The sequence below is a fragment of the Candidatus Microthrix parvicella Bio17-1 genome (assembly GCF_000299415.1).
Lineage (GTDB): Bacteria > Actinomycetota > Acidimicrobiia > Acidimicrobiales > Microtrichaceae > Microthrix > Microthrix parvicella.
This window is the reverse complement of record NZ_AMPG01000001.1, coordinates 481363-504335: the sequence shown is the minus strand read 5'-3', so window position 1 is coordinate 504335 and position 22973 is coordinate 481363. Positions and strand designations below refer to the sequence as shown.

21 protein-coding genes and 2 tRNA genes are annotated in these 22973 nt (G+C 65.0%); 20 read left to right on the top strand and 3 right to left on the bottom strand.

Annotated features, from left to right (window positions below; translation table 11 throughout):
- Position 1: 1 nt before the first annotated feature.
- Both argJ and MPARV_RS0102435 read left to right on the top strand, forming a co-directional pair.
- Entirely contained in the window at positions 2-1165 is a 1164-nt protein-coding gene (argJ, locus tag MPARV_RS0102440) for a bifunctional glutamate N-acetyltransferase/amino-acid acetyltransferase ArgJ (RefSeq protein ID WP_012230356.1), read from the top strand.
- A 47-nt stretch (positions 1166-1212) separates the two neighbouring features.
- Positions 1213-1479, top strand: a complete 267-nt coding sequence (locus tag MPARV_RS0102435; RefSeq protein WP_020377102.1) for a hypothetical protein — start codon at positions 1213-1215, stop codon at positions 1477-1479.
- A gap of 53 nt (positions 1480-1532) precedes the next feature.
- Here MPARV_RS0102435 and MPARV_RS0102430 read toward each other — a convergent pair.
- From MPARV_RS0102430 to MPARV_RS0102420, 3 genes are all read right to left on the bottom strand, one after another.
- A tRNA-Gly gene (locus MPARV_RS0102430) sits at positions 1533-1604 on the bottom strand.
- Positions 1605-1703: 99 nt separating this feature from the next.
- Positions 1704-1946 carry a microaggregate-binding protein 1 gene (mbp1, locus tag MPARV_RS0102425; RefSeq protein WP_012230359.1) on the bottom strand — a complete coding sequence of 81 codons (243 nt, stop codon included), beginning with the start codon at positions 1944-1946 and terminating at the stop codon, positions 1704-1706.
- An 83-nt stretch (positions 1947-2029) separates the two neighbouring features.
- A tRNA-Pro gene (locus tag MPARV_RS0102420) sits at positions 2030-2103 on the bottom strand.
- A 102-nt stretch (positions 2104-2205) separates the two neighbouring features.
- Here MPARV_RS0102420 and MPARV_RS0102415 point away from each other — a divergent pair.
- The 18 genes from MPARV_RS0102415 to secA all read left to right on the top strand — a co-directional run bounded on the left by MPARV_RS0102415 (position 2206) and on the right by secA (position 22946).
- Entirely contained in the window at positions 2206-2493 is a 288-nt protein-coding gene (locus tag MPARV_RS0102415) for a DUF2516 family protein (protein WP_012230361.1), read from the top strand.
- 12 nt (positions 2494-2505) lie between these two features.
- Positions 2506-3999, top strand: a complete 1494-nt coding sequence (gene tig / locus MPARV_RS0102410) for a trigger factor (RefSeq protein ID WP_020377101.1) — start codon at positions 2506-2508, stop codon at positions 3997-3999.
- Between the two features lies 1 nt (position 4000).
- Entirely contained in the window at positions 4001-4693 is a 693-nt protein-coding gene (locus MPARV_RS0102405; protein ID WP_020377100.1) for an ATP-dependent Clp protease proteolytic subunit, read from the top strand.
- A gap of 161 nt (positions 4694-4854) precedes the next feature.
- Positions 4855-6132 carry an ATP-dependent Clp protease ATP-binding subunit ClpX gene (gene clpX, locus MPARV_RS0102400; RefSeq protein WP_031277093.1) on the top strand — a complete coding sequence of 426 codons (1278 nt, stop codon included), beginning with the start codon at positions 4855-4857 and terminating at the stop codon, positions 6130-6132.
- A gap of 41 nt (positions 6133-6173) precedes the next feature.
- On the top strand, positions 6174-7547 hold the full coding sequence (locus MPARV_RS0102395; protein ID WP_020377099.1) for a bifunctional folylpolyglutamate synthase/dihydrofolate synthase: 1374 nt from the start codon (positions 6174-6176) through the stop codon (positions 7545-7547).
- 99 nt (positions 7548-7646) lie between these two features.
- Positions 7647-8054, top strand: a complete 408-nt coding sequence (gene ndk / locus MPARV_RS0102390) for a nucleoside-diphosphate kinase (RefSeq protein WP_012230372.1) — start codon at positions 7647-7649, stop codon at positions 8052-8054.
- A gap of 215 nt (positions 8055-8269) precedes the next feature.
- Complete coding sequence (locus MPARV_RS0102385) at positions 8270-9301, top strand: rod shape-determining protein (RefSeq protein WP_012230376.1); 1032 nt, start codon at positions 8270-8272, stop codon at positions 9299-9301.
- A gap of 67 nt (positions 9302-9368) precedes the next feature.
- Positions 9369-10373: a rod shape-determining protein MreC gene (mreC, locus tag MPARV_RS0102380; protein ID WP_157789421.1), complete on the top strand. Its 1005-nt coding sequence runs from the start codon at positions 9369-9371 to the stop codon at positions 10371-10373.
- A gap of 18 nt (positions 10374-10391) precedes the next feature.
- Positions 10392-10895: a rod shape-determining protein MreD gene (mreD, locus tag MPARV_RS0102375; protein WP_012230380.1), complete on the top strand. Its 504-nt coding sequence runs from the start codon at positions 10392-10394 to the stop codon at positions 10893-10895.
- A 144-nt stretch (positions 10896-11039) separates the two neighbouring features.
- Positions 11040-13085: a penicillin-binding transpeptidase domain-containing protein gene (locus MPARV_RS0102370; RefSeq protein WP_020377096.1), complete on the top strand. Its 2046-nt coding sequence runs from the start codon at positions 11040-11042 to the stop codon at positions 13083-13085.
- Positions 13082-14242: a rod shape-determining protein RodA gene (gene rodA / locus MPARV_RS0102365; protein WP_081582043.1), complete on the top strand. Its 1161-nt coding sequence runs from the start codon at positions 13082-13084 to the stop codon at positions 14240-14242. The genes MPARV_RS0102370 and rodA overlap by 4 nt, the downstream gene beginning before the upstream one ends.
- 60 nt (positions 14243-14302) lie before the next feature.
- Positions 14303-16285, top strand: a complete 1983-nt coding sequence (locus tag MPARV_RS0102360) for a TIGR03960 family B12-binding radical SAM protein (protein ID WP_012230387.1) — start codon at positions 14303-14305, stop codon at positions 16283-16285.
- Complete coding sequence (locus MPARV_RS0102355) at positions 16282-16980, top strand: TIGR03936 family radical SAM-associated protein (RefSeq protein WP_157789420.1); 699 nt, start codon at positions 16282-16284, stop codon at positions 16978-16980. Before MPARV_RS0102360 ends, MPARV_RS0102355 begins: the two co-directional genes overlap by 4 nt.
- Positions 16981-16992: 12 nt before the next feature.
- On the top strand, positions 16993-18771 hold the full coding sequence (locus MPARV_RS0102350) for an Rne/Rng family ribonuclease (RefSeq protein ID WP_081582041.1): 1779 nt from the start codon (positions 16993-16995) through the stop codon (positions 18769-18771).
- 75 nt (positions 18772-18846) lie between these two features.
- Positions 18847-19152 (top strand): 50S ribosomal protein L21, encoded by a 306-nt coding sequence (rplU, locus tag MPARV_RS0102345; RefSeq protein ID WP_012230392.1) that lies wholly within the window; start codon positions 18847-18849, stop codon positions 19150-19152.
- Positions 19153-19167: 15 nt separating this feature from the next.
- Positions 19168-19422, top strand: coding sequence for a 50S ribosomal protein L27 (gene rpmA, locus MPARV_RS0102340; RefSeq protein ID WP_020377092.1), 255 nt, complete (start codon positions 19168-19170; stop codon positions 19420-19422).
- Between the two features lie 85 nt (positions 19423-19507).
- Positions 19508-20191 carry a ComF family protein gene (locus MPARV_RS22040; protein WP_020377091.1) on the top strand — a complete coding sequence of 228 codons (684 nt, stop codon included), beginning with the start codon at positions 19508-19510 and terminating at the stop codon, positions 20189-20191.
- Positions 20192-20204: 13 nt separating this feature from the next.
- Positions 20205-22946, top strand: coding sequence for a preprotein translocase subunit SecA (gene secA / locus MPARV_RS0102330; RefSeq protein WP_020377090.1), 2742 nt, complete (start codon positions 20205-20207; stop codon positions 22944-22946).
- Positions 22947-22973: the final 27 nt, after the last annotated feature.

The window sequence follows — 22973 nt, the reverse complement described above, 5'->3', positions numbered from 1 at the left end:
TATGGAACTTCCCTCAGGCTTCACCGCCCACGTGGGCCACATCGGCATCCGCGACGACAGCACCGACTTTGCCATTGTTGCCGCCTCGGGTGTCACCACGGCCTCGGCCCGCTTCACCCGCAGCCGATTCGCAGGACCGTCGGTGGAGGTGTCCCGTCGATCGATGGCAGACGAACAGCTGCGGGCGGTGGTGGTCGTCTCCAAGAACGCAAACGTGGCCACCGGCCCGACAGGTCTGGCCGACGCCGAGGAGTTGGCCGAGCGGGTCGGTGACCTGGTGGGGGGCATGGCAACCGACGTGTTGGTCACCTCGACGGGGGTGATCGGACGGCCCTACCCGATGGACAGGGTGCGGGCGTACCTCGACGGCATCGCCGGAGCCGAATGGACCGACCGGTTTCCGGTCACCGATGCCACCGTTGTGGCGTCGGCGATGATGACCACCGACACGGTGCCCAAGGTGGCGGAGGCGCGGGTGGGGGAGTGCCGGGTGGTCGGGGTGGCAAAGGGCGTCGGCATGATCGAGCCCGACATGGCCACGATGCTGGCGTTCGTCTTCACGGACGCGGAATTGCCGGCGGCCGAGTTGGATCGGGTCTTCGGGAGCGTGGTCGATCGCACGTTCAACTCGCTGTCGGTGGACACCGATACCTCCACCTCCGACACTGCCGCTGTGCTGGCCTCGGGTCTGGCAGGCCCAGTGGACACTGCCGCGTTCGCGGCAGGTCTCGAGGACGTGTGCGTCAGCCTCACCCGCCAGTTGGCGAGCGATGGCGAGGGGGCCGAGACGCTGATCGTTGTCCGAGTGGAGGGCGCACGGGATGATGATCAGGCTCGGCGAGCAGCCAAATCGGTGGTGAACTCACCTTTGGTGAAAACGGCGGTGCACGGCGCCGATCCCAATTGGGGTCGGGTGGCGATGGCCATCGGCAAACTGTCCGATGACGTCGATATCGATCAACAGGCCGTTTCGATTCGTTTCGGCAACGACGAGGTGTACCCCGGAGTGCCCGACGAGGCCGGCCTGGAATCGTTGGCCGAGTACATGCGTGGCGACGAGGTTCACATTGGCGTGGACCTCGGCATCGCCGATGGGGCCTGGACGGTCTATGGATGCGACCTGACCGACGGCTACGTCCGCATCAACGCCGACTACACCACATGACCTTGGCTCTCCCCATATCCTCGACGCCACCCGTTGCTGGAGGCCCCATGACCGTTCCACGTATTGATCTGCCCGCCGATCTCGCCGCGGCAGGCGCCGACGGCGTGGGTCGGTCGCTGTTGCGGGACGCGCTGGATGCGCCCAGCGTGGTGCCTGGGCTGGTGGCCACCGCCGGGATGGCCAACCGCTGGGCCGTGGTCCGGGTCACCAAGGTGGACGATGCCGGACAGGTGCACTTCATTCAACTGGAGGCGGACGACCCGGCGGCGCAGGCAGTGCTCGCAGACGCTCGGGCGGCCGCCGACCCTCTTTGAGCTTCGGCTGCGAGGAACCGGCCTGACAGCTTGAACTTTCCGAGACGAAAGAGAGCGGGTGACGAGAATCGAACTCGCATAACCAGTTTGGAAGACTGGGACTCTAGCCATTGAGCTACACCCGCGGGTGGCGCCGATTGTAGCCCCCCGGACGCGACAACGGCCCACCGAGAAGGGTCCCGATGGGCCGTCACGTCGTGCGCAACCGTCGCTGCGCCTGCGCCTCAGTCCTGGTTGGCCTTCTGGCGTGCCTCGGATGCCTCGGCCTTGGCGTCGGCCTTGCGGGCCTCGGTCTGTGCCTCGGCGGCCTCGCGCTGAGCCTCAGCCTTGTCCTGCTGGGCCTGGCCTTCGTCTTTGAGGTCGTCGTTGCCGACCAGCGAGCCGACGGCTTCCTTGGCCCGACCCTTTACGTCCTCGACGACGCCCTCGACGCCCTTCTTGGCTGCGGAATCGTTGTGATCTGCCATGTTGTGAACTCCTCGTTCGGTGGGGGAGCAGCTGCTGTACCCGCACTCGTGAGCTCTAAACATTTCTGGCTGAGAAGTTTTCGTCGGGACGGGGAGATTTGAACTCCCGACCCCCTGCTCCCAAAGCAGGTGCGCTACCAGGCTGCGCCACGTCCCGTGGTCGACGTCGTCGACGGCCCATGACACTATCGGCTCCGCCGTTGGCGCCCCTCACAGGGGTGGCGGCTCCGGCGCGTCTGGACCGGCCACACTTGGTGAGATGGGCGACGTGCTGGTGATGCTGGGGGTGCTGTTGGTGGCCGCAACGCCGTTGGCCTTGTCGGTGTTTGCGCTGTTGGATGCTGCTCGTCGTCCGGCCTGGGCATGGTCGTTGGCCGAGCGGCCGCAGGCCATGTGGATGGGGATGATCCTGGTGGGGACCTTCCTTTCGATCCTCGGGATCGGGCTCTCGCTGTACTACCTGACACGGGTTCGTCCGGCCGTCGCTGCGGCCGAAAACGGCAAGATCTCGTCGCCCCGTTCGGTGACCCCCCGTGTTGACCCCTAGGATGCCCGACCGATGAAGTCTGTTGTAGAGCCTCTTGAAGGCAACAAGGTCAAGGTCCGGATCGAACTCGACGACGCGGAGTTCACCACCGCGCTCGACGAAGCATGGGGAACCATCGCCAAAGAGGCGAGCCTCCCCGGCTTCCGAAAGGGCAAAGTGCCCAAGCAGGTGGTGAAGAGTCGCGTCGATGCGTCCTTCGCACGAGGCGAGGCGATTCAGACCGCCGTACCCCGCGCCTATGAGGATGCGATTCGCGAACACGAGATCGATGCGATCGATCAGCCTGACATCGAACTCGATGAGGGTGCCGAGGAAGGCCCGGTGATCTTCACCGCCACGGTGGAGGTACGGCCCGAGTTGACCCTGGAGGGCTACGGCAGCCTCGAGGTCACCGTGGCAAACCCGCATCCGGCTGACGACGAGGTCGCCGACCAGATCGACAAACTGCGCACCCAGTTCGGTGGACTGGTGGACGTCGAGCGGGCGGTGGGCCAGGACGACTACGTCACGATCAACCTGGTGGCGAGCCGTGACGGCGAGGAGATCGCCGGCATGACCGCCGAGAACTACCTGTACCAGGTGGGTTCCGGCGGCGTCGTACCCGAACTCGACACCAACCTGGTTGGTTTGGAGCAGGGTGAGAGTTCCACCTTCGAGGCCGCTGACCCCACAGCCGCCCCCTCCGAGGCGGATGAGGACGACGCGGACGACAGCCAGGCCACCATCACCCTCGAGGTGGAGGTGCTGGGGATCCAGGAGCGCGAGCTTCCCGAGCTGACCGACGAGTGGGTCGCGGATGCCACCGAGTTCGAAACCGTCGCAGAACTGCGCGACGACATCGTGGACCGCATGAGCGGCCAGGCACGCGATCGGGCCCAGTCTCAGGTTCGTAACGAACTGGCCACCGCTCTGGTGGAGTTGGTCACCGACGAGGTTCCGGAGGCCCTGGTGCAGGCGGCCGCCCAGGAACAGCTGGAGTCGATGGCTCGTATGTTGAGCCAGTCGGGCATTGAGCTTGGCCAGTACCTGCAGATGACCGGTCAGCAGCCCGACGAGTTCCGCGCCCAACTCACCGAGGAAGGTGCGCGGCAGGCCAAGGTGGACCTGGCATTGCGTGCTGTGGCAGCCGACCAGAACCTGGCCCCGTCCGACGAGGAACTGGACGAGGAGCTGGCGCACCTGGCGGTGCACGCTGAGGTGGAGCTTGAGACCGCCCGTACCAACCTGGCCGACAACGGTCAGATGCCGGCGCTGCGCGCCGACATCGCCAAGCGCAAGGCAATGGATTGGCTCATCGACACCGCGTCGATCACGGACGCCTCCGGTGCCCCGGTCGACCCGGAACTGCTGAAGATCGATCCGCACGATCACGGGCATGACGAGCATTCTGAGGAAGATGAGCCGGGCGACGGGGCAAATGAGGGCGACGCGGCCGACACTGGTCAGCCCACCGGTGCAGACGTCGTCGAAGACGACGCTGAGATCGACCCCGAAGATGAGGCCTGAGATGACCTACCTGCCCCCGACTGCAAGCGTTCACCAGGCCGGATCCGGGTTGGCCTCGCTGCAGGTCACCAATTACATGGTGCCCAACGTCATCGAGCAGACCTCGCGGGGTGAGCGCTACAGCGACCTGTACTCCAGGTTGCTGCGGGAGAACATCATCTTCCTGTCGACGCCGATCGACGACACGGTGGCCAACCTGGTGTGCGCCCAGCTGTTGTTCCTCGAGGGCGAGGATCCCGACAAGGAGATCAACCTCTACATCAACTCACCCGGCGGTGACATCAACGCGCTGTTCGCCATCTACGACACGATGCAGTTCATCCGTCCCGAGATCAACACGATCTGCCTGGGTCAGGCTGCCTCGGCCGCAGCGGTGCTGCTGGCCGCCGGCACGAAGGGCAAGCGCATGGCGCTGCCCCACGCCCGTGTCCTGATCCATCAGCCCCATGGTCAGTCGGGTTACGCCCAGGCGTCCGATATCGAGATCGCCGCCAAGGAGATCCTTCGCATGAAGGTCGCCCTGGAGGAGGTGCTGGCCCATCACACCGGTCAGGACCTGGAGAAGATCGCCAGGGACACCGAGCGTGACTTCATCATGACCGCCGAGGAGGCCTTGGCCTACGGCGTGATCGACGAGATCATCACCGCACGTTCCGGCGAGCGGACCGACGGCCCCATCGCGCCTGCGAAGTAGCCGGCCGGCGCCGGTGTAGGAGCACAAAAGGCTCCTGCTCGGCGTCCTGTTGTCCTACACTGTGGGCGGAACAGCTGCTGAGCGAAGGTCCCCGAGGTCGGGCTCCGAAGCGCCTACGCTGGGTAGCCGATCGTGTGAGTGACGAGGGAGAAGCCAACGACGTGGCCAAGTTCGATGGAGGAAGCGAACTCCTCAAGTGCTCGTTCTGCGGAAAGTCGCAGAAGCAGGTGAAGAAGCTGATCGCCGGTCCCGGCGTGTACATCTGCGATGAGTGCATTGAGTTGTGCAACGAGATCATCGAAGAGGAACTCGCCGAGGGTTCCGACTTCACGCTGGAGCATCTGCCGAAGCCGAAGGAGATCTCGGCGTTTCTCGACGATTACATCATCGGTCAAGAGTCGGCCAAGCGTATTTTCAGCGTGGCGGTGTACAACCACTACAAGCGGGTGCAACACCAGCAGAAGTCCGCGCGCGACGACGTGGAGTTGTCGAAGAGCAACCTGTTGCTGGTCGGCCCCACCGGCTGCGGCAAGACGTTGATGGCCCAGACCCTGGCCCGCATGTTGAACGTGCCGTTCGCCGTTGCCGACGCCACCAGCCTGACCGAGGCCGGCTATGTGGGCGAGGACGTCGAGAACATCCTGCTGAAGCTGTTGCAGGCGGCCGACTTCGATGTGAAGAAGGCCGAGACCGGCATCATCTACATCGACGAGATCGACAAGGTCGCACGCAAGGCCGAGAACCCCTCGATCACCCGGGACGTCTCTGGGGAGGGCGTGCAACAGGCGCTGTTGAAGATCCTGGAGGGCACGGTGGCGTCGGTGCCGCCTCAGGGTGGGCGCAAGCATCCCCACCAGGAGTTCATCCAGATCGACACGTCCAACGTGTTGTTCATCTGTGCTGGGGCCTTTGCCGGGCTCGAGGGCATCATCGAACATCGTGTCGGTAAAAAGTCGATGGGGTTCGGGGCGGATGTGCGCACCCTCCACGAAAAGGATGCCGGTGCGCTGTTCCGGCAACTGATGCCCGAGGACCTGTTGAAGTTCGGGTTGATCCCGGAGTTTGTAGGTCGCCTGCCGGTGATCGGGGTGGTGGACGGGCTCGATCGAGAGGCGCTGACCTCCATTCTCACCGAGCCGAAAAACGCCTTGGTGGCGCAATTTCAGCGCATGTTCGAGTTGGACGATGTTGAGCTGGAGTTCACCGACGACGCCCTGTCCGCCATAGCGGATCTGGCGTTGGTGCGTGGTACCGGGGCCCGTGGGCTTCGTGCGTTGATGGAGGAGGTGTTGCTGGGCGTCATGTACGACCTGCCCGGTCGCACCGATGTGGGCAAGGTGCTCATCGACGATGCTGTGGTGCTGGATAAGGTGAACCCAACGCTGGTGCTTCGCAAGGAAATGGCGCGCACCACCCGGCCGAGCCGGGCCGCCTCCTGAGCGCGTCGGGCACGCCCTCAACCGGCGATCCCTTCCGCTGGTTGGACGGACTCGTCGACCACGAGACGTCGACGCCAGGCATTGCCGAGGGTCGTCTCCGGCCTGGGGGTACTTCGGTTGCCGGGTCGGACATCGCCGATGACGAACTGGAGTCGATGCGCCAGTTGTGCGGGCTTCTGGGCGATCCGCAGCACGCAGCGCCGGTGATCCTGGTGACCGGCACCAACGGCAAGGGCACGGTGGCCACGCTGCTCACCCGTCTGCTGATGGCATCTGGCCTGACGGTCGGCACCACCACGTCCCCCGATCTTGGCTCTGTCCTCCAGCGGGTGATGTTGGATGACGAGCCTCTTGAGGCCGAGGTGCTGTCCGAGGCGTTGGAGGCCGTTCAGTTGGCGGCGGGGGCGCTGGAGGCACCGCCAACGCGATTCGAGGCGCTGATCGCTGCCGCATACCGGTCGTTCGCCGATGCTGCGGTTGAGGTGATGGTGGTCGAGGTGGGCATGTTGGGTCGCAGCGACGCAACGAACGTGGCCGATGCGCAGGTGGCTGTCGTGACCAACATCGGCCGTGATCACACGCCGGGCGGGCCGGGTTGGGAGCAACAGGTTGCTGCGGCCAAGGCGGGCATCGTACGACGTGAGTCCACCGTGGTGCTGGGCGGGATGGACGATGAGTTGGCCGCCGTGATCGAGGCTGAGGGGCCTGAGCGCGTGGTGCGGGTGGGTCATGGGTTGGAGGTGGATGGCGACCAGTTGGCGGTGGGTGGCCACCAGGCTGAGTTGCGCACCGAATGGGGAATCCATCCGGAGGTCTTTGTGCCGGCGTTCGGTTCGTGGGTGGCGCCGAACGCGTTGCTGGCGGTCGCGGCCGCCGAGGCGTTCTTCGACCGGGCCCTGGACGATGAGGTGATCGACGAGGCATTTGCCGGAGTGCGCCTTCGGGGTCGCGCCGAGGTGCTTGCTCGGCAGCCGTTGATCATCCTTGATTCGGCCCACAACCCCGAGGCGGTGATGGCCCTGGCCGACACGCTGAGCACCGAGTTTGATGTGGTGGGCTCACGCATGGCCGTGGTGGGCCTGCTGGTCGGTCGTGATCCGCGGTTGATCGCCGAGGCGCTGGTGCAGGCCCGTCTGGATTCGGTGATTCTCACCAGTCCGCCGTCGCCGCGCGCCGCCGACCTGGCCGACGTGGTCGCCGCCTTCACCGCCGCCGGATTGTCCGTGGAGTCGGTGGTCGACCCCGAAACCGCCCTCGCCCGGGCGATGCGCCACACCGAGGAGGAGGACCTCCTGGTCGTCGCCGGTTCGATGACACTCCTGCCATTGGCGCGCGATGTGATCGAGGCCATTCTCGAGGTTGATGGTCGTGGCTCGGGACAGGGACCCGAACCGGAGTTCCTCGAGCCCGACTGATCCGACCCCAGGCCAAGTGGGTGGCTGAGGTCTGCTCCGAGGTTGCTCCGGGAGGCCCCGGTTCGGGGTGGCGGGTGAGGTGAACTATCGTTCGGCGCCGTGAACCGTACCTTCATCATCTGCAAACCTGACGCCGTCGAACGCAACCTCGTGGGCGAGATCCTCGGTCGATTTGAGGCCAAGGGACTTCGCCTCGTCGCCGCCGAACTACGCGTGATCGACGTGGAGACCTCCCGCCGGCACTATGCCGAACACGTCGAGAAGGGCTTCTACGCCGAGCTGGAGGATTTCATCACCCGCGGGCCAAGCCTGCTGGCGGTGCTGGAGGGTCCGACCGACACGTGGGCGATGGTTCGGTCGATGATGGGTGCGACCAACCCGGCCGACGCCGCCCCCGGAACGATTCGAGGCGATCTCGGCACCCTCTTCACCGAGAACCTGATCCACGGTTCGGACTCGGGTGATTCGGCAGCGCGTGAGATCGGGATCTTCTTTCCCAACCTGTAGGGAGCGCACGGTGGACCGGCGCTCCGAGAATTTCTGTGGCCCTGCCCTGGACCGCGGCCCTCAATGGATCTAACATTGAGATCTGGTTACGGTGCCGCGATGGTACTGTAACGATCCCATTCGTCGTTCGTCCCTACCGGTCGTCATCATGGGTCTGGTCTAGGGTTGGTCCATGGGCTGGCTCCGACCGGCACCAGTGAGGCAGAGGTACCCCCATGGCCATACGAAACCCGTTCTCGATGGGCCGAGATCTTGCGATCGACCTTGGCACTGCCAACACGTTGGTGTACGTGCGTGGCGAGGGCATCGTCCTCAACGAGCCGTCCGTGGTAGCGGTCAACACCATCGACGGGTCGCCGTTGGCGGTCGGCATGGAGGCCAAGAAAATGATTGGCCGCACACCGAGCCACATCCAGGCGATCCGTCCGTTGAAGGATGGCGTGATCTCGGACTTCGAGATCTGCGAGAAGATGCTCCGGTACTTCATCCAGAAGGTGCACAAGGGTCGCTTTGCCAAGCCGCGCATGGTGATCTGCGTGCCGGGCGGGGTCACCGGCGTGGAGCAGCGAGCCGTCAAAGAGGCGGCCGAGCGGGCTGGGGCCCGTAAGCCCGTCTACATCATCGAGGAACCGGTGGCGGCGGCGATCGGTGCCGGCCTTCCCATCCACGAGCCCCGAGGCAACATGATCGTGGACATTGGTGGTGGCACCACCGAGGTTGCCGTGATCTCGCTGGGTGGGGTGGTCGCCAGCCAGTCGGTTCGGGTCGGCGGCGACGAACTGGACGATGCCATCATCCAGTACGTGAAGAAGGAGTACAGCCTGGCTCTGGGTGAGCGCTCCGCCGAAGAGATCAAGATCAAGCTTGGCTCGGCCAACGAACTGCCCGAAGAGATCTACGCGGAGATCCGGGGCCGCGACCTCGTGTCCGGTCTGCCGAAGACGGTGGTCACCTCGACCAAGGAAATCCGCGAAGCATTGGCGGAGCAGGTCTCTGCCATCGTGGATGCGGTCAAAGTGACCTTGGACAAGACGCCGCCGGAACTGTCGGCCGACATCATGGATCAGGGAATCGTCCTGGCCGGAGGTGGCGCCTACCTCGCAGGGTTGGACGTTCGTCTGGCCAACGAAACGGGAATGCCCGTCAATCTGGCCGCCTTCCCGCTTGATGCGGTGGCGTTGGGTTCGGGGCAGTCGCTGGAGGCATTCGATGCCTATGGCTCCGTGCTGATGACCGAACCCGAATAGCCGAAGCCTCGTGCAAATCCGGGATCGTCGGACGCGTCTGCGAATCACTGTGTCAGTGGTGCTGTTGTTGTCGATCACCTTGATCACGCTGGACGCTCGTGACGTGGCGGTGGTTGAGTCGGTCAAGTCGTCGATGGGCGATGGCCTGACCGGCGGTGACGGTGCGCTCGGCGCTCTCACCCGTCCGTTCCGCAACATGTGGCACGGAGTGCAGTCCTACGACAGGTTGAAAGACGAGAACGGAAAGCTTCGCGAGGAGATGGCGAGACAGAAGAACGCCGGACGTGACGACCAGATGGCAGCGCGGAAGTTGAAGGAGTTGGCCGACCTCGTGGGCATCACCTTCACGTCCGACTACGAAACCGTGGTGGCTCGACGTACGTCGGGACCCAACAGCAATTGGGACTCCAACACTGCGTACATCGACGTTGGTCGAGCCGACGGGGTCGCCGAGGGCATGCCCGTGGTCAATGCCGACGGGTTGGTCGGTGTGGTGGAGAAGGCCTACGAGTCTCGTTCTCAGATTCGCCTGATCACTGAGGTCGACCTGCGGTTCAGCGTCCGAATTGGCGATGAGGGCCTACCCGGCGTGGGCCACGGTGTGGGCAGCTTCGACCGTCCATGGGTGATCGACTCGGCCGTGGATTTGGGTGCGCCGGTCACCCCGGGGCAACAGGTGGTGACCTCGGGGGTGGCCGACAGCCGATTCCCGGCCGACATCCCGGTTGGATCGGTGAGTCGTGTGAAGGCCGATGATGCACAGAAGCTGACTCGCCTCGATGTGGATCTGGCTGTCGACTTCGCCACCTTCGACTTCGTCGAGGTCATCAAGTGGACACCTGACGGCCCACGTGCCAAACCCGCCGGAAGCCCCACCACCACGGTGACCCAAGACGGCGCTGGGGACGATCCGGTCACCACCACCGGCAGGGCCAAAGCCGATCCGTTCGACCCGGGTGACAGCCAGGTTGGGATCGATCCGGACTCGTCGACCACGGTGCCCGGCGTCGGTGCCGACACCACGCCGGTGCCCTCCGCCCCGGCCGCGGTCGGAGCCGCCACCGGTGGTTAGCGGACGGATACAACAACCATGAGCTGGAACGCGCGTGGCCGTTACGCGTTGGTTCTGGCCAGCATGACGGTTCTACAGCTTGGCCTGTTCTCCGACCTGCGCATCGGCGGCGTACACCCTGACATCACGCTGCTGGTGGCGGTGGTGTCCGGCCTGGTGGCCGGGCCGCGACGAGGCGCGGTGATTGGCTTCTGGGCCGGGCTGCTGATCGACCCGGTGCTCCCCACGCCGCTGGGGATGACAGCGCTGGTGTGGGCCACGGTTGGGTTTGCGGCGGGGATGGCGGAGGAGCTGATCAACAGCCACACCCCGCTCGGGCTGTCACTGTTTGTGCTGGGTGGGTCGGCCGGCGGCTCGCTGATGTATGCCGTCGTTGGTCAACTCTTCGGGGCTCAGACCCTGACCGGCAACGACGTCGGCCGGGTGGTGGGGTTGATCTCGGCGACCAACGCGTTGCTGGCGCTGCCCACGATCGCCGTCGTGGAGTGGGCCGAGGAGTCGCGGTCAAACATCACTCGATAGGTGGCATGAACACCTCCACAGCAAGCGGGCGCGCGGCGCCGCTGAGGCGGTTGCGGCTGGCAGACTGGGCGGCCCGTTATGGATGACACCCCGCGCCTCCGACTTTCAATTCTGGGAATTGTCTGCGTTTCCCTCTTCGCGTCCTTGACCGCGCGCCTGTGGTACCTGCAGGCGATCGACCGTGAAGAGTTCGCGGCCACAGGTGAGACGTTTCGACTGCGAACGGTGAAGCAGGCCGGACCTCGTGGCCGGGTTCTGGATCGCAACGGCAAGATCCTGGTGGACAATCGGTTGTCGGTGGTGGTGGGCATCGTTCGCGACGACGTCAACAAGCTCTCTGCACAGGAAACGAGCGACCTCTACGGCGCTCTGGCCGACAAGTTCAACCGCTATGACATTGAGGCTCTGAAGCGTGCGGACATCGCCGACGCCGTCAACGATCCCAGGTACAAGCCGCTGGACTTCATCCCGCTCTACCGGGACGCACCGGCGGAGATGGAGCTGTTCTTTGCCGAGCATCGCGAGGAGTACCCGGGGGTTCGGGTGCGACGCGAGACCGTGCGCACCTATCCCTACGGTCACATCGGCGCCAGCATCCTGGGGTATGTGGGCCAGATCGCTCCGGCCGAATTGGAGGACAAGGATGTGGTCGCGGCAGCGGCCAAGGCCGGCAAGCCCTACATCGAGGGTGGCGATGAGATCGGCAAGGGCGGCGTGGAGCAGTCGATGGAGGCCGACCTGCGCGGCACGCCGGGCACCACCACCGTCGAGGTGTCGCGCACCGGGGAGGTCGTGCAGGTGCGCGACGAGACCCCGCCCGAGGTTGGTTCCGACGTCTGGCTGAACATCGACATCGACGCACAGGCCTGGGCCGAACATGTGCTGAAGGCCAACATGCGCGCCGTGCGTGGGCATCTCAGCAAGGACGGCAAGGTATATCGGGCGCCCGAAGGAGCGGCGGCCATCGTCAGCCCGCACGACGGCTCGATCGTGGCCCTTGCCTCGGTGCCCACCTACGACCCGTCGGCGCTGGTGGGGGGCATCTCAACCGACGTGTGGAACGAACTGAACGACCCCAAAAACGGCTATCCGCTGAACAACTGGGCGGTCAGCGGCCAGTTTCCGCCCGGCTCCACGTTCAAGTTGATCTCGCTGTACGCCGCGCTGGAGAACAACATGTTCGGGCCCGGCAACCCGCCCGGCTTTGAGGACTCCTCCGGCAAATACACGATCGCCGACTGCGAGGGGCCCACCTGCACCCGTCAGAACGCCGGCGGAAACGCCCTGGGGTTTGCGGATCCGCAGACGTCGATCACCATCAGTTCCGACGTGTTTTATTACTGGCTGGCCGATCGCATGTGGCAGGGGCGGGCGCTCCTGGGCGAGACGCCGATTCAGGATGCCGGCACCAAGTTTGGACTGGGCGAGAAGACAGGCATCCCGCTGGCGGGGGAGCGGGGCGGTCGGTTGCCGACGCCGGAACTGTTCCGCGAACGCTACGACGATGCCGGGAAGAACCTGAAACCGGGCGAGACCAACCCGATGGGACGCCGCAACTGGACGGCGGGCGACAACGTCAACATGTCGATCGGCCAGGGCGAGGTGTTGGTGACACCGCTGCAGTTGGCCAACGCCTACGCCACCTTGGCGAACGGTGGCACGCACTACAAGCCGTTGCTCGTGCAGAAGGTGACCAAGCCCACCGATGCCAACAAGGATCCCCTGGCCGCCGACAATCCCGCCGAGGAGGTGCAGGTGTTCAACCCGGTGGTGAAGAACCAGCTCACCTTCGGCACCGCCACTGACGGACGAAGTCACCTGGAGGTTCTCCAGGCCGGCTTCCAGGGCGTGATCAGCAACGGGCGCGGGACCGCCAACAAGATGTGGGAGGAGACCGGCGGCCTGCCCGGCATCTGGAGCGCGAAGACCGGCACCGCCGAGTTGGGAACCAAGTCCAAACCCAAGGCCGACGGATCGGTCTTTGCCCTGTATGGCCCGGTTGACGCGCCCTTTGGTCCCAACTACGCCATCTCGGTGATCATCCCCGAGTCTGGATTCGGGGCGGACACCGCCGGCCCAACGGCGGTGCGCATCATGGCTCCGCTGGTGAACGGCAACCTTCCTCCCGCGCCGAAGGTGGATGAAGACCGCGCACTGCCCCCGGTGCCGCCGTTGAAGGTCAAGCCATGAGTGTGCAACCCGGGTTCGGGTACAGCCCGAGGGCGCCCCTGCGCGTCCGTACGCCCGACATGACGGCTGCCTGGCGGCACGTCGACTGGCTGATCGTCGGGGCGGTCACAGCGCTGACCCTCATTGGGTTTGCACTGGTGCACTCGGCCAGCAGGCAGTTTGCGACCGGGTCGCTCCTGCCTCGTCAGTTGGTGTTTGCCCTCATGTCGGCCGGCATCGTCGCAGCCGTTGCGGCGCTCGACTACCGCCGTATCATCGCCCACGCCCACTGGGTGTATCTGGCGGCGATGGGCCTCCTGGCGGCGGTGCTGGTTCCCGGCGTTTCCAAAACCGTCAACGGCACCCAGGGCTGGTTCGACCTGGGCGTGTTCCAGTTCCAGCCCGCCGAGACCGCCAAGTTGGCCAGCATCGTCGCCCTGGCGGCGTTGCTCGGCGGCGATCGCATCACCAGCCGTCCGCTGCGTCTGGTGGCCTGCCTGTCGCTGGTCGGGCTGCCGATGGCCATGGTGCTGCTGCAGCCGGACCTGGGGTCGGCCCTGGTGTTTCTTTTCATTGGCGCCGGCATCATGTTCGTCGGCGGTATTCGTGGCCGTTATCTGGCGGTCCTCGCCGCGGTGGCGGTGCTCGGCGTGGTGGGCATCCTCAACTCAGGTGCGCTGGATCAGTATCAGCAGGACCGGATCACGACTTTTGTCCAGGAGCGGTGCCCCGCCTCGGAGGATGCCTGCTACAACGTGCAGCAGGCCCAGATAGCGGTGTCGTCGGGCGGTCTCACCGGCTACGGCTATGGCAGGGGGCCCCAGACAACCGGTCGATTCGTACCCGAGCAGCAGACCGACTTCATCTTCACCGTGGCCGGCGAGGAGTTTGGGTTTGTCGGTTCGGTGGCCATCCTCGGGCTGTACGCGGTCTTGATCTGGCGCATGTGGTACGCCGCCATGGTCGCTCCCGACCAGCAGGGCCGGTTGCTGTGCGTGGGTGTGATGTGCATGATGATGTTCCACCTGTTTGAGAACGTCGGGATGAGTATCGGGATGATGCCGGTCACCGGTATCCCACTGCCGTTCATCAGCTACGGGGGATCGTCCCTGATCACGATGTTTGCGGCGGTCGGTCTGGTGCTCAACGTGCACATGCGCAAGTGGGACGTGTCCTGACCCGAGGTTCCTGAGGTGACCAGCCCGCAGCGGCCGGACTCCGAGTAGATTGGTGGAACCATGTCGTCGATTTGGAGTTCCCTTGAACCGTTGCTCGAGCGGGTGCAGCGCCCCGCTCGCTACATCGGTCTGGAGGACGGCGCGATCCTTCCCAGCTACGACGACGAGGGTGCCCCCGGCCGCGTGTCGTGGTTGCTGACCTATCCCGACAGCTACGAGATCGGGTTGCCAAATCAGGGTCTGCAGATCCTGTGCGAGATACTCAACGAGCGCCAGGACGCCTGCGCTGAACGTGCCTACGCCCCCTGGGTTGACCTGGAGGCCGAGCTTCGTGCCGCCGGTCTGCCGCTGTTCTCTGTGGGCACTCACCGCCCCGCAAACGAGTTTGACGTCATCGCGTTCAACCTGTCCGCCGAGCTCACGTTCACCAACGTGCTCAACTGCATCGACCTGGCCGACGTGCCCCTGCGTGCCGCCGATCGGACTGCATCGCATCCTCTGGTCGGCGCCGGTGGTCATTGCACCACCAATCCAGAACCACTGGCCGACTTCCTCGACTTTGTGGTGTTGGGCGACGGGGAGGAGGTGGTGGGCGAACTCACCGAGGTGATCGGCTGTTGGAAGCGCTCGAGCTCGGACGACAGGCAGGCGCTTCTGGAGGAACTTGCCACGGTCGAGGGCGTCTACGTGCCGTCGCTGTACGAGCCGATCTATTCGGCTGAGGGCGACCTGGTGGAGACCGTGCCGTTGGCGGCCTCCGCACCCGACGTGATCGAGAAGCGCACGGTGGCCGATCTTGCGGCGTGGCCCTATCCCCGCAATCAGTTGGTGCCGCTCACCGAGGTGGTGCACGACCGGCTGAACGTGGAGGTCTTTCGGGGCTGCACCCGTGGCTGCCGGTTCTGTCAGGCGGGCATGATCACCCGCCCGGTGCGGGAGCGCCCGGCCGAGCAGGTGCGAGCAATGATCTCGAACGGGCTGGCTCGCACCGGTTACGACGAGGTGGCACTGACCTCGCTGTCGACCGCCGATTTCTCGGGCATCCAGCCGGTGGTGGACGGCATCATGTCCGACCCGATCTCTGCCGGACAGGTCTCGGTGTCGTTGCCCAGCCTTCGGGTGGATGCGTTCACGGTGGGTCTGGCCACGTCGATCCGCCAGGGTCGTCGCACCGGGCTGACGTTCGCCCCCGAGGCGGGCACGTGGCGCATGCGCCAGATCATCAACAAGTTGATCCGGGAGGAAGACCTCTACGAGGCCGTCGAGTCGGCCTATTCCGAGGGATGGCGGCGTATGAAGCTGTACTTCCTCACCGGGCTTCCGTCTGAGACCGATGAGGACACCCTCGGTATTGCGACGTTGGCCCGCAAGTGCGTTGAGATCGGGAAGAAGTACCACAAGTACCCGTCGGTCACCGTGTCGGTGGGCGGGTTCGTACCCAAGTCGAACACGCCGTTCCAGTGGTTCGGTCAGAATACGGTCACCGAACTGCAACGCAAGATCTACCTGCTTCGTGATGAACTGCGACGCGATCACGGCGTACAACTGAAGTGGCATGATCCAAAGACCACCCTGATCGAGGGGGTGTTCAGCCGGGGAGACCGCCGGTTGGGTGATGTGCTGGAGTCGGTCTGGCGTACCGGCGGCACTTTTCAGGAATGGACGGAATACTTCGAGCTCGAACGCTGGGAGACCGCGCTGGCCGAAGCCGGGCTCAGCCCCGAGTACTACGCCAACCGCCACCGTCATATCGACGAGGCGCTGCCATGGGATCACCTGTCCGCCGGTCTCCACAAGGATTTTCTCGCCCAGGACTGGGCCGACGCGCTTGCGGAGGTCGGCCTGCCCGATTGCCGCTGGACGCCGTGCTACGACTGTGGCGCGTGCACCGGCTACGGCATCGAGCACGTCGTCGCCTCGGCCGTGCCGCCTGCGGGCGGCAGTCAGGGCACCGGGCAGAACGTCACATCGGATCTGGGCGCTGTGCCGGTGATGCTTGGCGCCTCCGCCTCCGTTCGTGCACCTGTTGGGGTCACCCCGTGAGAGTGCGAATTCGTTACACCGTCACCGGACGAATCCGGTTTCTGGGTCATCGAGACGTTGCACGTGCGTGGGAGCGCGCGCTGCGTCGTGCCGGACAGCCGGTGGCCTACTCCGAGGGATTCTCCCCCCGTCCCAAGTTGCACTTTGGCTTGGCACTGTCGGTGGGTCACGAATCGCTCGCCGAATACGTCGACGTCGACTTCGCTGGACCGGTGGATGTCGTCATGCTGCCGACGGCGTTGTCGCCCCACCTCCCGGTGGGCATCGACGCAGTTGGTGCCGTGGCCATTCAGCGAGCCGACGGGTCGTTGCAATCAATCGTCGACGCCTGTACCTGGCAATTGATGTGCAGCAACGTTGCGACCGAGACTCTGGCGCAACGGGCGGCCGAACTGATGGCCGCCACCGAACTGCCTGCGACGGTGACCCGCAAGGGCAAACCGGTGGCGTGGGACCTTCGACCCATCATCATTGCACTTGATGTTGCCCCCGATGATGGCGCAAGCCTGCTCACAGTCGAGCTGGCGACCGCCCCACGCGGCATCCGAATCTCCGAGCTGCTGGCGGCCTTTGAACCGCTGGAGTTCTCGGCCCGGGTGACGCGACTCAACCAATGGACGACCACCGATGGGAGCCGCACCGAACCGGTGCCGATGCCCCATCTGGTGAGCCACGCTCTCAAGCGTGCGTCATGAGAGGACCAACCGATGGCCGACACAGGCCCAACTTCATCCCCCGTTCCCCGCAAGCCGCAGATCGGAGACTCGATACCGGCGAAGGTGGTGGCTGAACGCAGCAGTACCAACACCGAATCGTCCTCCGGCGGAGGTGGAAGCACGTCGGGAGGCGCCGGCTCGTCCGGCAAGTCTCGCCGGAGGTCGCGAGGCTCCGGCGGCGGCGCTGCCTCGTCGCAGCCCGCAGACGGAGGCGGCGACTCGACCAACGCCTCTTCCGGTGGACCGGGTTCCGACGGTGGGGCCTCGAACTCGGCTCCGACCAAGGGCGGTGGTGGTGGTGACCAGTCGTCGGCAGGCCGGACCCAGGGCGGATCGCCCGGTGGCCAGCCCAAGAAGCGGCGGCGCCGACGTGGCGGCAAGGGCAAGGGCGGCGGAGGCGGCTCGCCCATCAACCCGGTTGAGGCGGTGCTCACCGACGACGCCGGGCCCATCGAGCTCGATGAGGCCACGATGGAGCAACGTCGCGGCCGGCATCGAAATGGTCAGGCGGTCGGTCGGTATCAGATGAATATCCACGTCACTCCGGAGGCCACCCACGTGGCCGTCATGGAGGGGCGCCAGCTCATCGAGCACTACGTGTCACGTCAAGCCGATGACGACACCCAGATCCACGGCAACGTGTACATCGGTCGTGTGGAGAACGTGCTGCCGGGCATGGAGGCGGCATTCGTTGACATCGCGACGCCAAAGAACGCGGTCGTGTATCGCAGCGATGTCATCGTGCCCGAAGGCAAGTCCAAGAAGTCGGCCAGAATCGAGGAGATTCTGAAGGCCCGGCAGCTGATCCTGTGTCAGGTCACGAAGAACCCCATTGCCCACAAGGGGGCTCGGCTCACCCAGGAGGTGTCACTGCCCGGCCGGTTCGTGGTGCTGGTGCCCAACTCCAGCACCTATGGCATCTCCAAGCGACTTCCCGACGACGAACGCAAGCGGTTGCGCAAGATCCTCGACAAGGCCAAACCCTCCCAGCACGGCGTGATCGTCCGAACCGCCGCTCAGAACATCACCGCCGAGGAGATCCAGCGGGACGTGGCGCGCCTGCTGCGCCAGTGGGACCAGATCGAGGCGCTGGCGGCCAAGCAAACACGGCCGGCATTGCTCTACCGGGAGCCGGATGTGGCCACCCGCATTGTCCGCGAGGAGTTCAACGCCGACTACCGTTCGGTGGTGATTGACGATCGGTCACTGTTCGACGAGTTGTCGGAGTACGTGGCGTCGGTGTCGCCCGCGCTCGCAGACCGTATCCAGTACTACGACCCTGCCGCAGAGGGGCTGTCGCTGTTCGAGCGCCACCACGTCTACGAGCAACTGCACAAGGCGCTCGATCGCAAGGTGTGGCTGCCCTCCGGCGGTTCCCTCATCATCGAGGGCACCGAGGCCCTGACCGTGATCGATGTGAACACCGGCCGCAACGTCGGGAAGTCGTCCCTGGAGGAGACGGTGTTCCGCAACAACCTGGAAGCAGCGGTGGAGGTGGCCCGCCAGTTGCGGTTGCGCGACATCGGCGGCATCATCGTGATCGATTTCGTCGACATGGACGTGAAAAAGCATCGCGACGAGGTGCTGAAGACTTTCAAGGCCGCCCTGGCCCGCGACAAAACCCGCACCCACGTGGCGCCCATCTCCGACCTGGGCCTGGTGGAGATGACCCGCAAGCGCATCGGGGAGGGGCTGCTGGAGAGCTTCGCCGATCGTTGTGAAAGCTGTGAGGGTCGCGGCATGACCCTGCCGGAGCATCTGCTTGGCTGATCGTTTCGATCGCCGGGTGCTCTCCGGCCCCGTCGACGTGACGAATCGGGGCGGGGCCACTATCATCGGCAAGCTATGTATGCAGTCATCAAGACCGGCGGTAAGCAGTACCGCGTTCAAGAGGGCCAACGGCTCGACGTCGAACGGCTCAACGAGGATGGGGACGACGTCTCCCTGACCCCGGTCATGCTGGTGGACGGCGAGACCGTGCTGGCCACCCCCGACCAACTGGACGGCGTCAGCGTGTCGGCACGCATCGTCGGCGAAGGTCGTGGCAAGAAGATCGACGGCTTCACGTATAAGAACAAGAGCAACAACCGGCGTCGCTATGGCCACCGGCAGAGCTTCTCCACCATCGAAATCGTCGGCATCAGCCGCTGAGCACGGAGTTCACAGATGTCAAAGACCAAGGGCGGCGGTTCAACCAAGAACGGCCGCGATTCCAATAGTCAGCGCCTCGGCGTCAAGGTGTATGCAGGTACCGAGGTGACCGCAGGGTCGATCATCGTGCGCCAGCGTGGCACCCGCATCCATGCGGGAGAGAACGTGGGTCGTGGTAAGGACGACACCTTGTTCGCTCTTTCCGACGGCACCGTGCGCTTCGACCAGCGCCGCAACCGCAAGCTGGTCGACGTTCTCACCGCTGAGTAGCCACCCGGGCGGTCCGGGTCGCTCGACCCGCTGACTGCCGCGCCGCGGTGCGTCAGAGTGCAGCGTGTGGCTGTGGTCGACGTGCGTGTTGTGTCATCGGAACGGGCCCAGCCCGTGCGCGGCCTGTGTTGATGCGCTGAGGCCGCTGGCGGCCGGCGGGTTGGAGCCGCTTCCCAACGGCTTGGACGGCGCTGCGGCGCTGTGCCGGTACGAGGGCATCGCCACCGGTTTGGTGACGTCGCTGAAGTTTCGGCACCACCGCGATGCGGTTGGTGCCATCGGCGCGGCATTGGCGGTGATGGGCGGCCCGTGGCTGGAGCAGGCAACCATCTGTTGGGTCCCGGCGGCGCCCGCCAATCGAGCTCGCCGAGGATTTGATCAAGGCGAGCTGCTGGCAACGGCCACCGCGCGGGCAGCATCCGACCGACTGGGACAACGAATCCCATCTCGGGCGCTGTTGAGGCGTGAGCCGTCGGACCTCGGAGAATCTGGCCAAACCCCGGGACAAACGGGTCGAACCCGGGTTGAACGCCTGGTTGGACCGGTTCTGCGGCCCACCATGGCGGTGCCTCACCGTGTGGTCGTGATCGATGATGTCACCACCACGGGTACCAGCCTGGAGCGGGCGGCCATGGCGCTGCGTTCCGCCGGTGCCGGTGAGGTCTATGCCCTGTGCGTTGCTGCCACCCCTGTTGGCGCCACGGTCTCGAGGGTTGATGATGCCGATGATGGGGACCGAGCGAGGAGACCTGGGTCACCGCATCGGTAGACTTCTCGACGCTATGGGAATCCTTGACAAAATCCTCCACGCCGGTGAAGGCCGCAAGCTGCGCGCCCTGTCCGACCTCGTCCCTGATATCGGCGCACTCGAGCCGGAGATGGAGGCGTTGTCCGACGACGAACTCGCTGCCACCACCGCCGACTTCCGCAACCGCCTCAACAACGGGGAGCAGCTCGACAACCTGGTGATCGAGTCGTTCGCCGTCGTGCGGGAGACCGCACGCCGGGTGATCGGCCAACGGCACTACGACGTGCAGTTGATGGGTGGCGCAGCCCTGCACTTCGGTTGGATCGCAGAGATGAAGACCGGTGAGGGCAAGACCCTGGTCTCCACCCTGCCGGTGTACCTCAACGGACTGACCGGCAAGGGCGTCCACGTGGTGACGGTCAACGAGTACCTCGCCAAACGCGATGCCGAGTGGATGGGCCAGGTCCACGGCTTTCTCGGCCTCGACATTGGCATGGTGTTGCCGAATCAGAACGACCCGGTGCACAAGCGGGCACAGTATGCCTGCGACATCACCTATGGCACCAACAACGAGTTTGGTTTCGACTATCTGCGCGACAACATGGCGCTGTCCCGTGGCGAGCAGGTGCAGCGGGGGTTCAACTACTGCATCGTGGATGAGGTGGACTCGATCCTCATCGACGAGGCCAGGACGCCGCTGATCATCTCCGGGCAGGTCACCGACGCGGCCAAGCTGTACTACCGCTTCGCAGCGGTGGTGCGCGCGCTGAAGCGCGACGAGGACTACGAGGTGGACGAAGAGAAGCGGCAGGTGTCGCCCCTCGAACCCGGCATCGAAAAGGTGGAGAAGGCGCTGGGCGTCGAGAACCTGTACGACGACCCCACCGCCAACTTTGTGCACCAATTGACCGTGGCGCTGAAGGCCAAGGAGCTGTACCACCGCGATAAGGACTACCTGGTGTCGCAGGGCCAGGTGAAGATCGTCGACGAGTTCACCGGCCGTGTGCTGGAGGGCCGTCGCTGGTCTGAGGGCCTCCACCAGGCGGTCGAAGCCAAGGAGGGGGTGCGCATCAAGGAGGAAAACCAGACCTTGGCCACCGTCACCCTGCAGAACTACTTCCGCATGTACGAAAAGCTGGGCGGCATGACCGGTACTGCGGTCACCGAGGCTGCCGAGTTCATGGGTACCTATGGGCTGCAGGTGGTTCCGATTCCGACCCACAAGCCGCTCGCCCGAGCAGATGAGGGCGACCTGATCTTCAAGGGTGAGGCCGGCAAGTTTTCGGCGGTGGCCGACGACATCGAGGAGCGCATCGCCACCGGGCAGCCGGTGTTGGTGGGCACCGTCTCGGTGGAGAAGTCGGAGGTGCTTTCACGAGAACTTGAAAAGCGGGGCATCGCTCACGAGGTGCTCAACGCCAAGCAGCACACCCGTGAGGCCGAGGTGGTGGCACAGGCCGGCCGGCTCGGCGGGGTGACCGTGGCCACCAACATGGCCGGTCGAGGCGTGGACATCATCCTCGGTGGTAACCCCGAGGGCCTGGCCGAGCGTGATCTGGCAGGGAAGGAACTCGATCCTGACTCGGAGGAGGGCCAGGCCTTCCTGCAGGAGCGTGTCGACCATTGGGCCGCCGAGGTCAAGGCCGAGGGCGACAAGGTGCGTGAGCTGGGTGGCCTGTATGTGCTGGGCACCGAGCGACACGAAAGCCGCCGCATCGACAACCAGCTGCGCGGCCGTTCCGGCCGTCAGGGTGACCCGGGGGAGAGCCGCTTCTACCTGTCGCTCGAGGACGAGCTGATGCGCATCTTCGCCACCGGCGCCATCCAGTTCGTGATGGGTAAGGACTGGCCCGAGGACGTCCCGATCGAGGCCAAAATGGTCTCGAAGGCAATCGAGCGGGCCCAGAACACCGTGGAGACCCGCAACGGTGAGATCCGCAAGAACGTGCTGAAGTACGACGAGGTGATGAACGAACAGCGGAAGGTGATCTACCGCCGCCGTGACCAGGTGCTCGATGGCCTGGATCTCCGCGACGAGGCGCTTGAGGCACTGGCCGACGCCGTCGACACCTCGATCCGCACGTATTGCGTGTCGGAGTTCTCCGAGGAGTGGGACCTGAAGGGTCTGTTGGCTGAGATCGGCACGTTCTGGCCCACAGAGCTGACCGAGGATGCACTCGCGGCGGCCGTTTCCACCGATGAGGTGTACGACCTGTTGATGGGTGAGGCCAACGGGCAGTACCACGCCCGCGAGGAGAGCCTCGGCGAAGACACGATGCGCGATATTGAGCGTCAGGTGATGCTGCGCATCATCGACGCCCGCTGGCGTGACCACCTGCGCGAAATGGATCACTTGGAGGACGGCATCGGCCTGCGCGCCATGGGCCAGCGCGACCCGCTCACCGAGTGGCAGCGTGAGGGCTACGGGATGTTCGAGCAGCTGATCCACACGATTGCTCAAGAGTTCGTCAAGTACCTGATGCACGTCAACGTGGTGCGTGAAGAGCCCACAGAGGCACAGGTCGGCAACATCCAGACGCAGGGACCAAGCGACCCAAGCGACACCTCCGGCACCCCCAAGGTGGCCACGATGGCAAGCGGCGAAGGCGCCAACACTGCTCAGGAACAGGGCGAAGGTGCTGCGCAGGCAGAGCCGGAGCAGGCTCAGCCCGTGGTGAAGAGTGAGTGGGACAAGACACCTCGCAACGGTCCTTGCCCGTGCGGCAGCGGCAAGAAGTTCAAGAAGTGTCACGGGTCGCCCGCAGGCGCCGGCTGATGCCCGGGTTCCACCTCAGTTCAATCG

Coding starts and splice junctions, on each gene's coding strand:
- mbp1 (WP_012230359.1), bottom strand. CDS start 1,946: ATGGCAGATCACAACGATTCCGCAGCCAAGAAGGGCGTCGAGGGCGTC.
- MPARV_RS0102405 (WP_020377100.1), top strand. CDS start 4,001: ATGACCTACCTGCCCCCGACTGCAAGCGTTCACCAGGCCGGATCCGGG.
- tig (WP_020377101.1), top strand. CDS start 2,506: ATGAAGTCTGTTGTAGAGCCTCTTGAAGGCAACAAGGTCAAGGTCCGG.
- MPARV_RS0102350 (WP_081582041.1), top strand. CDS start 16,993: ATGGCCGACACAGGCCCAACTTCATCCCCCGTTCCCCGCAAGCCGCAG.
- MPARV_RS0102385 (WP_012230376.1), top strand. CDS start 8,270: ATGGCCATACGAAACCCGTTCTCGATGGGCCGAGATCTTGCGATCGAC.
- MPARV_RS0102360 (WP_012230387.1), top strand. CDS start 14,303: ATGTCGTCGATTTGGAGTTCCCTTGAACCGTTGCTCGAGCGGGTGCAG.
- MPARV_RS0102435 (WP_020377102.1), top strand. CDS start 1,213: ATGACCGTTCCACGTATTGATCTGCCCGCCGATCTCGCCGCGGCAGGC.
- MPARV_RS0102415 (WP_012230361.1), top strand. CDS start 2,206: ATGGGCGACGTGCTGGTGATGCTGGGGGTGCTGTTGGTGGCCGCAACG.
- rpmA (WP_020377092.1), top strand. CDS start 19,168: ATGTCAAAGACCAAGGGCGGCGGTTCAACCAAGAACGGCCGCGATTCC.
- rplU (WP_012230392.1), top strand. CDS start 18,847: ATGTATGCAGTCATCAAGACCGGCGGTAAGCAGTACCGCGTTCAAGAG.
- secA (WP_020377090.1), top strand. CDS start 20,205: ATGGGAATCCTTGACAAAATCCTCCACGCCGGTGAAGGCCGCAAGCTG.
- rodA (WP_081582043.1), top strand. CDS start 13,082: ATGAGTGTGCAACCCGGGTTCGGGTACAGCCCGAGGGCGCCCCTGCGC.
- mreD (WP_012230380.1), top strand. CDS start 10,392: ATGAGCTGGAACGCGCGTGGCCGTTACGCGTTGGTTCTGGCCAGCATG.
- argJ (WP_012230356.1), top strand. CDS start 2: ATGGAACTTCCCTCAGGCTTCACCGCCCACGTGGGCCACATCGGCATC.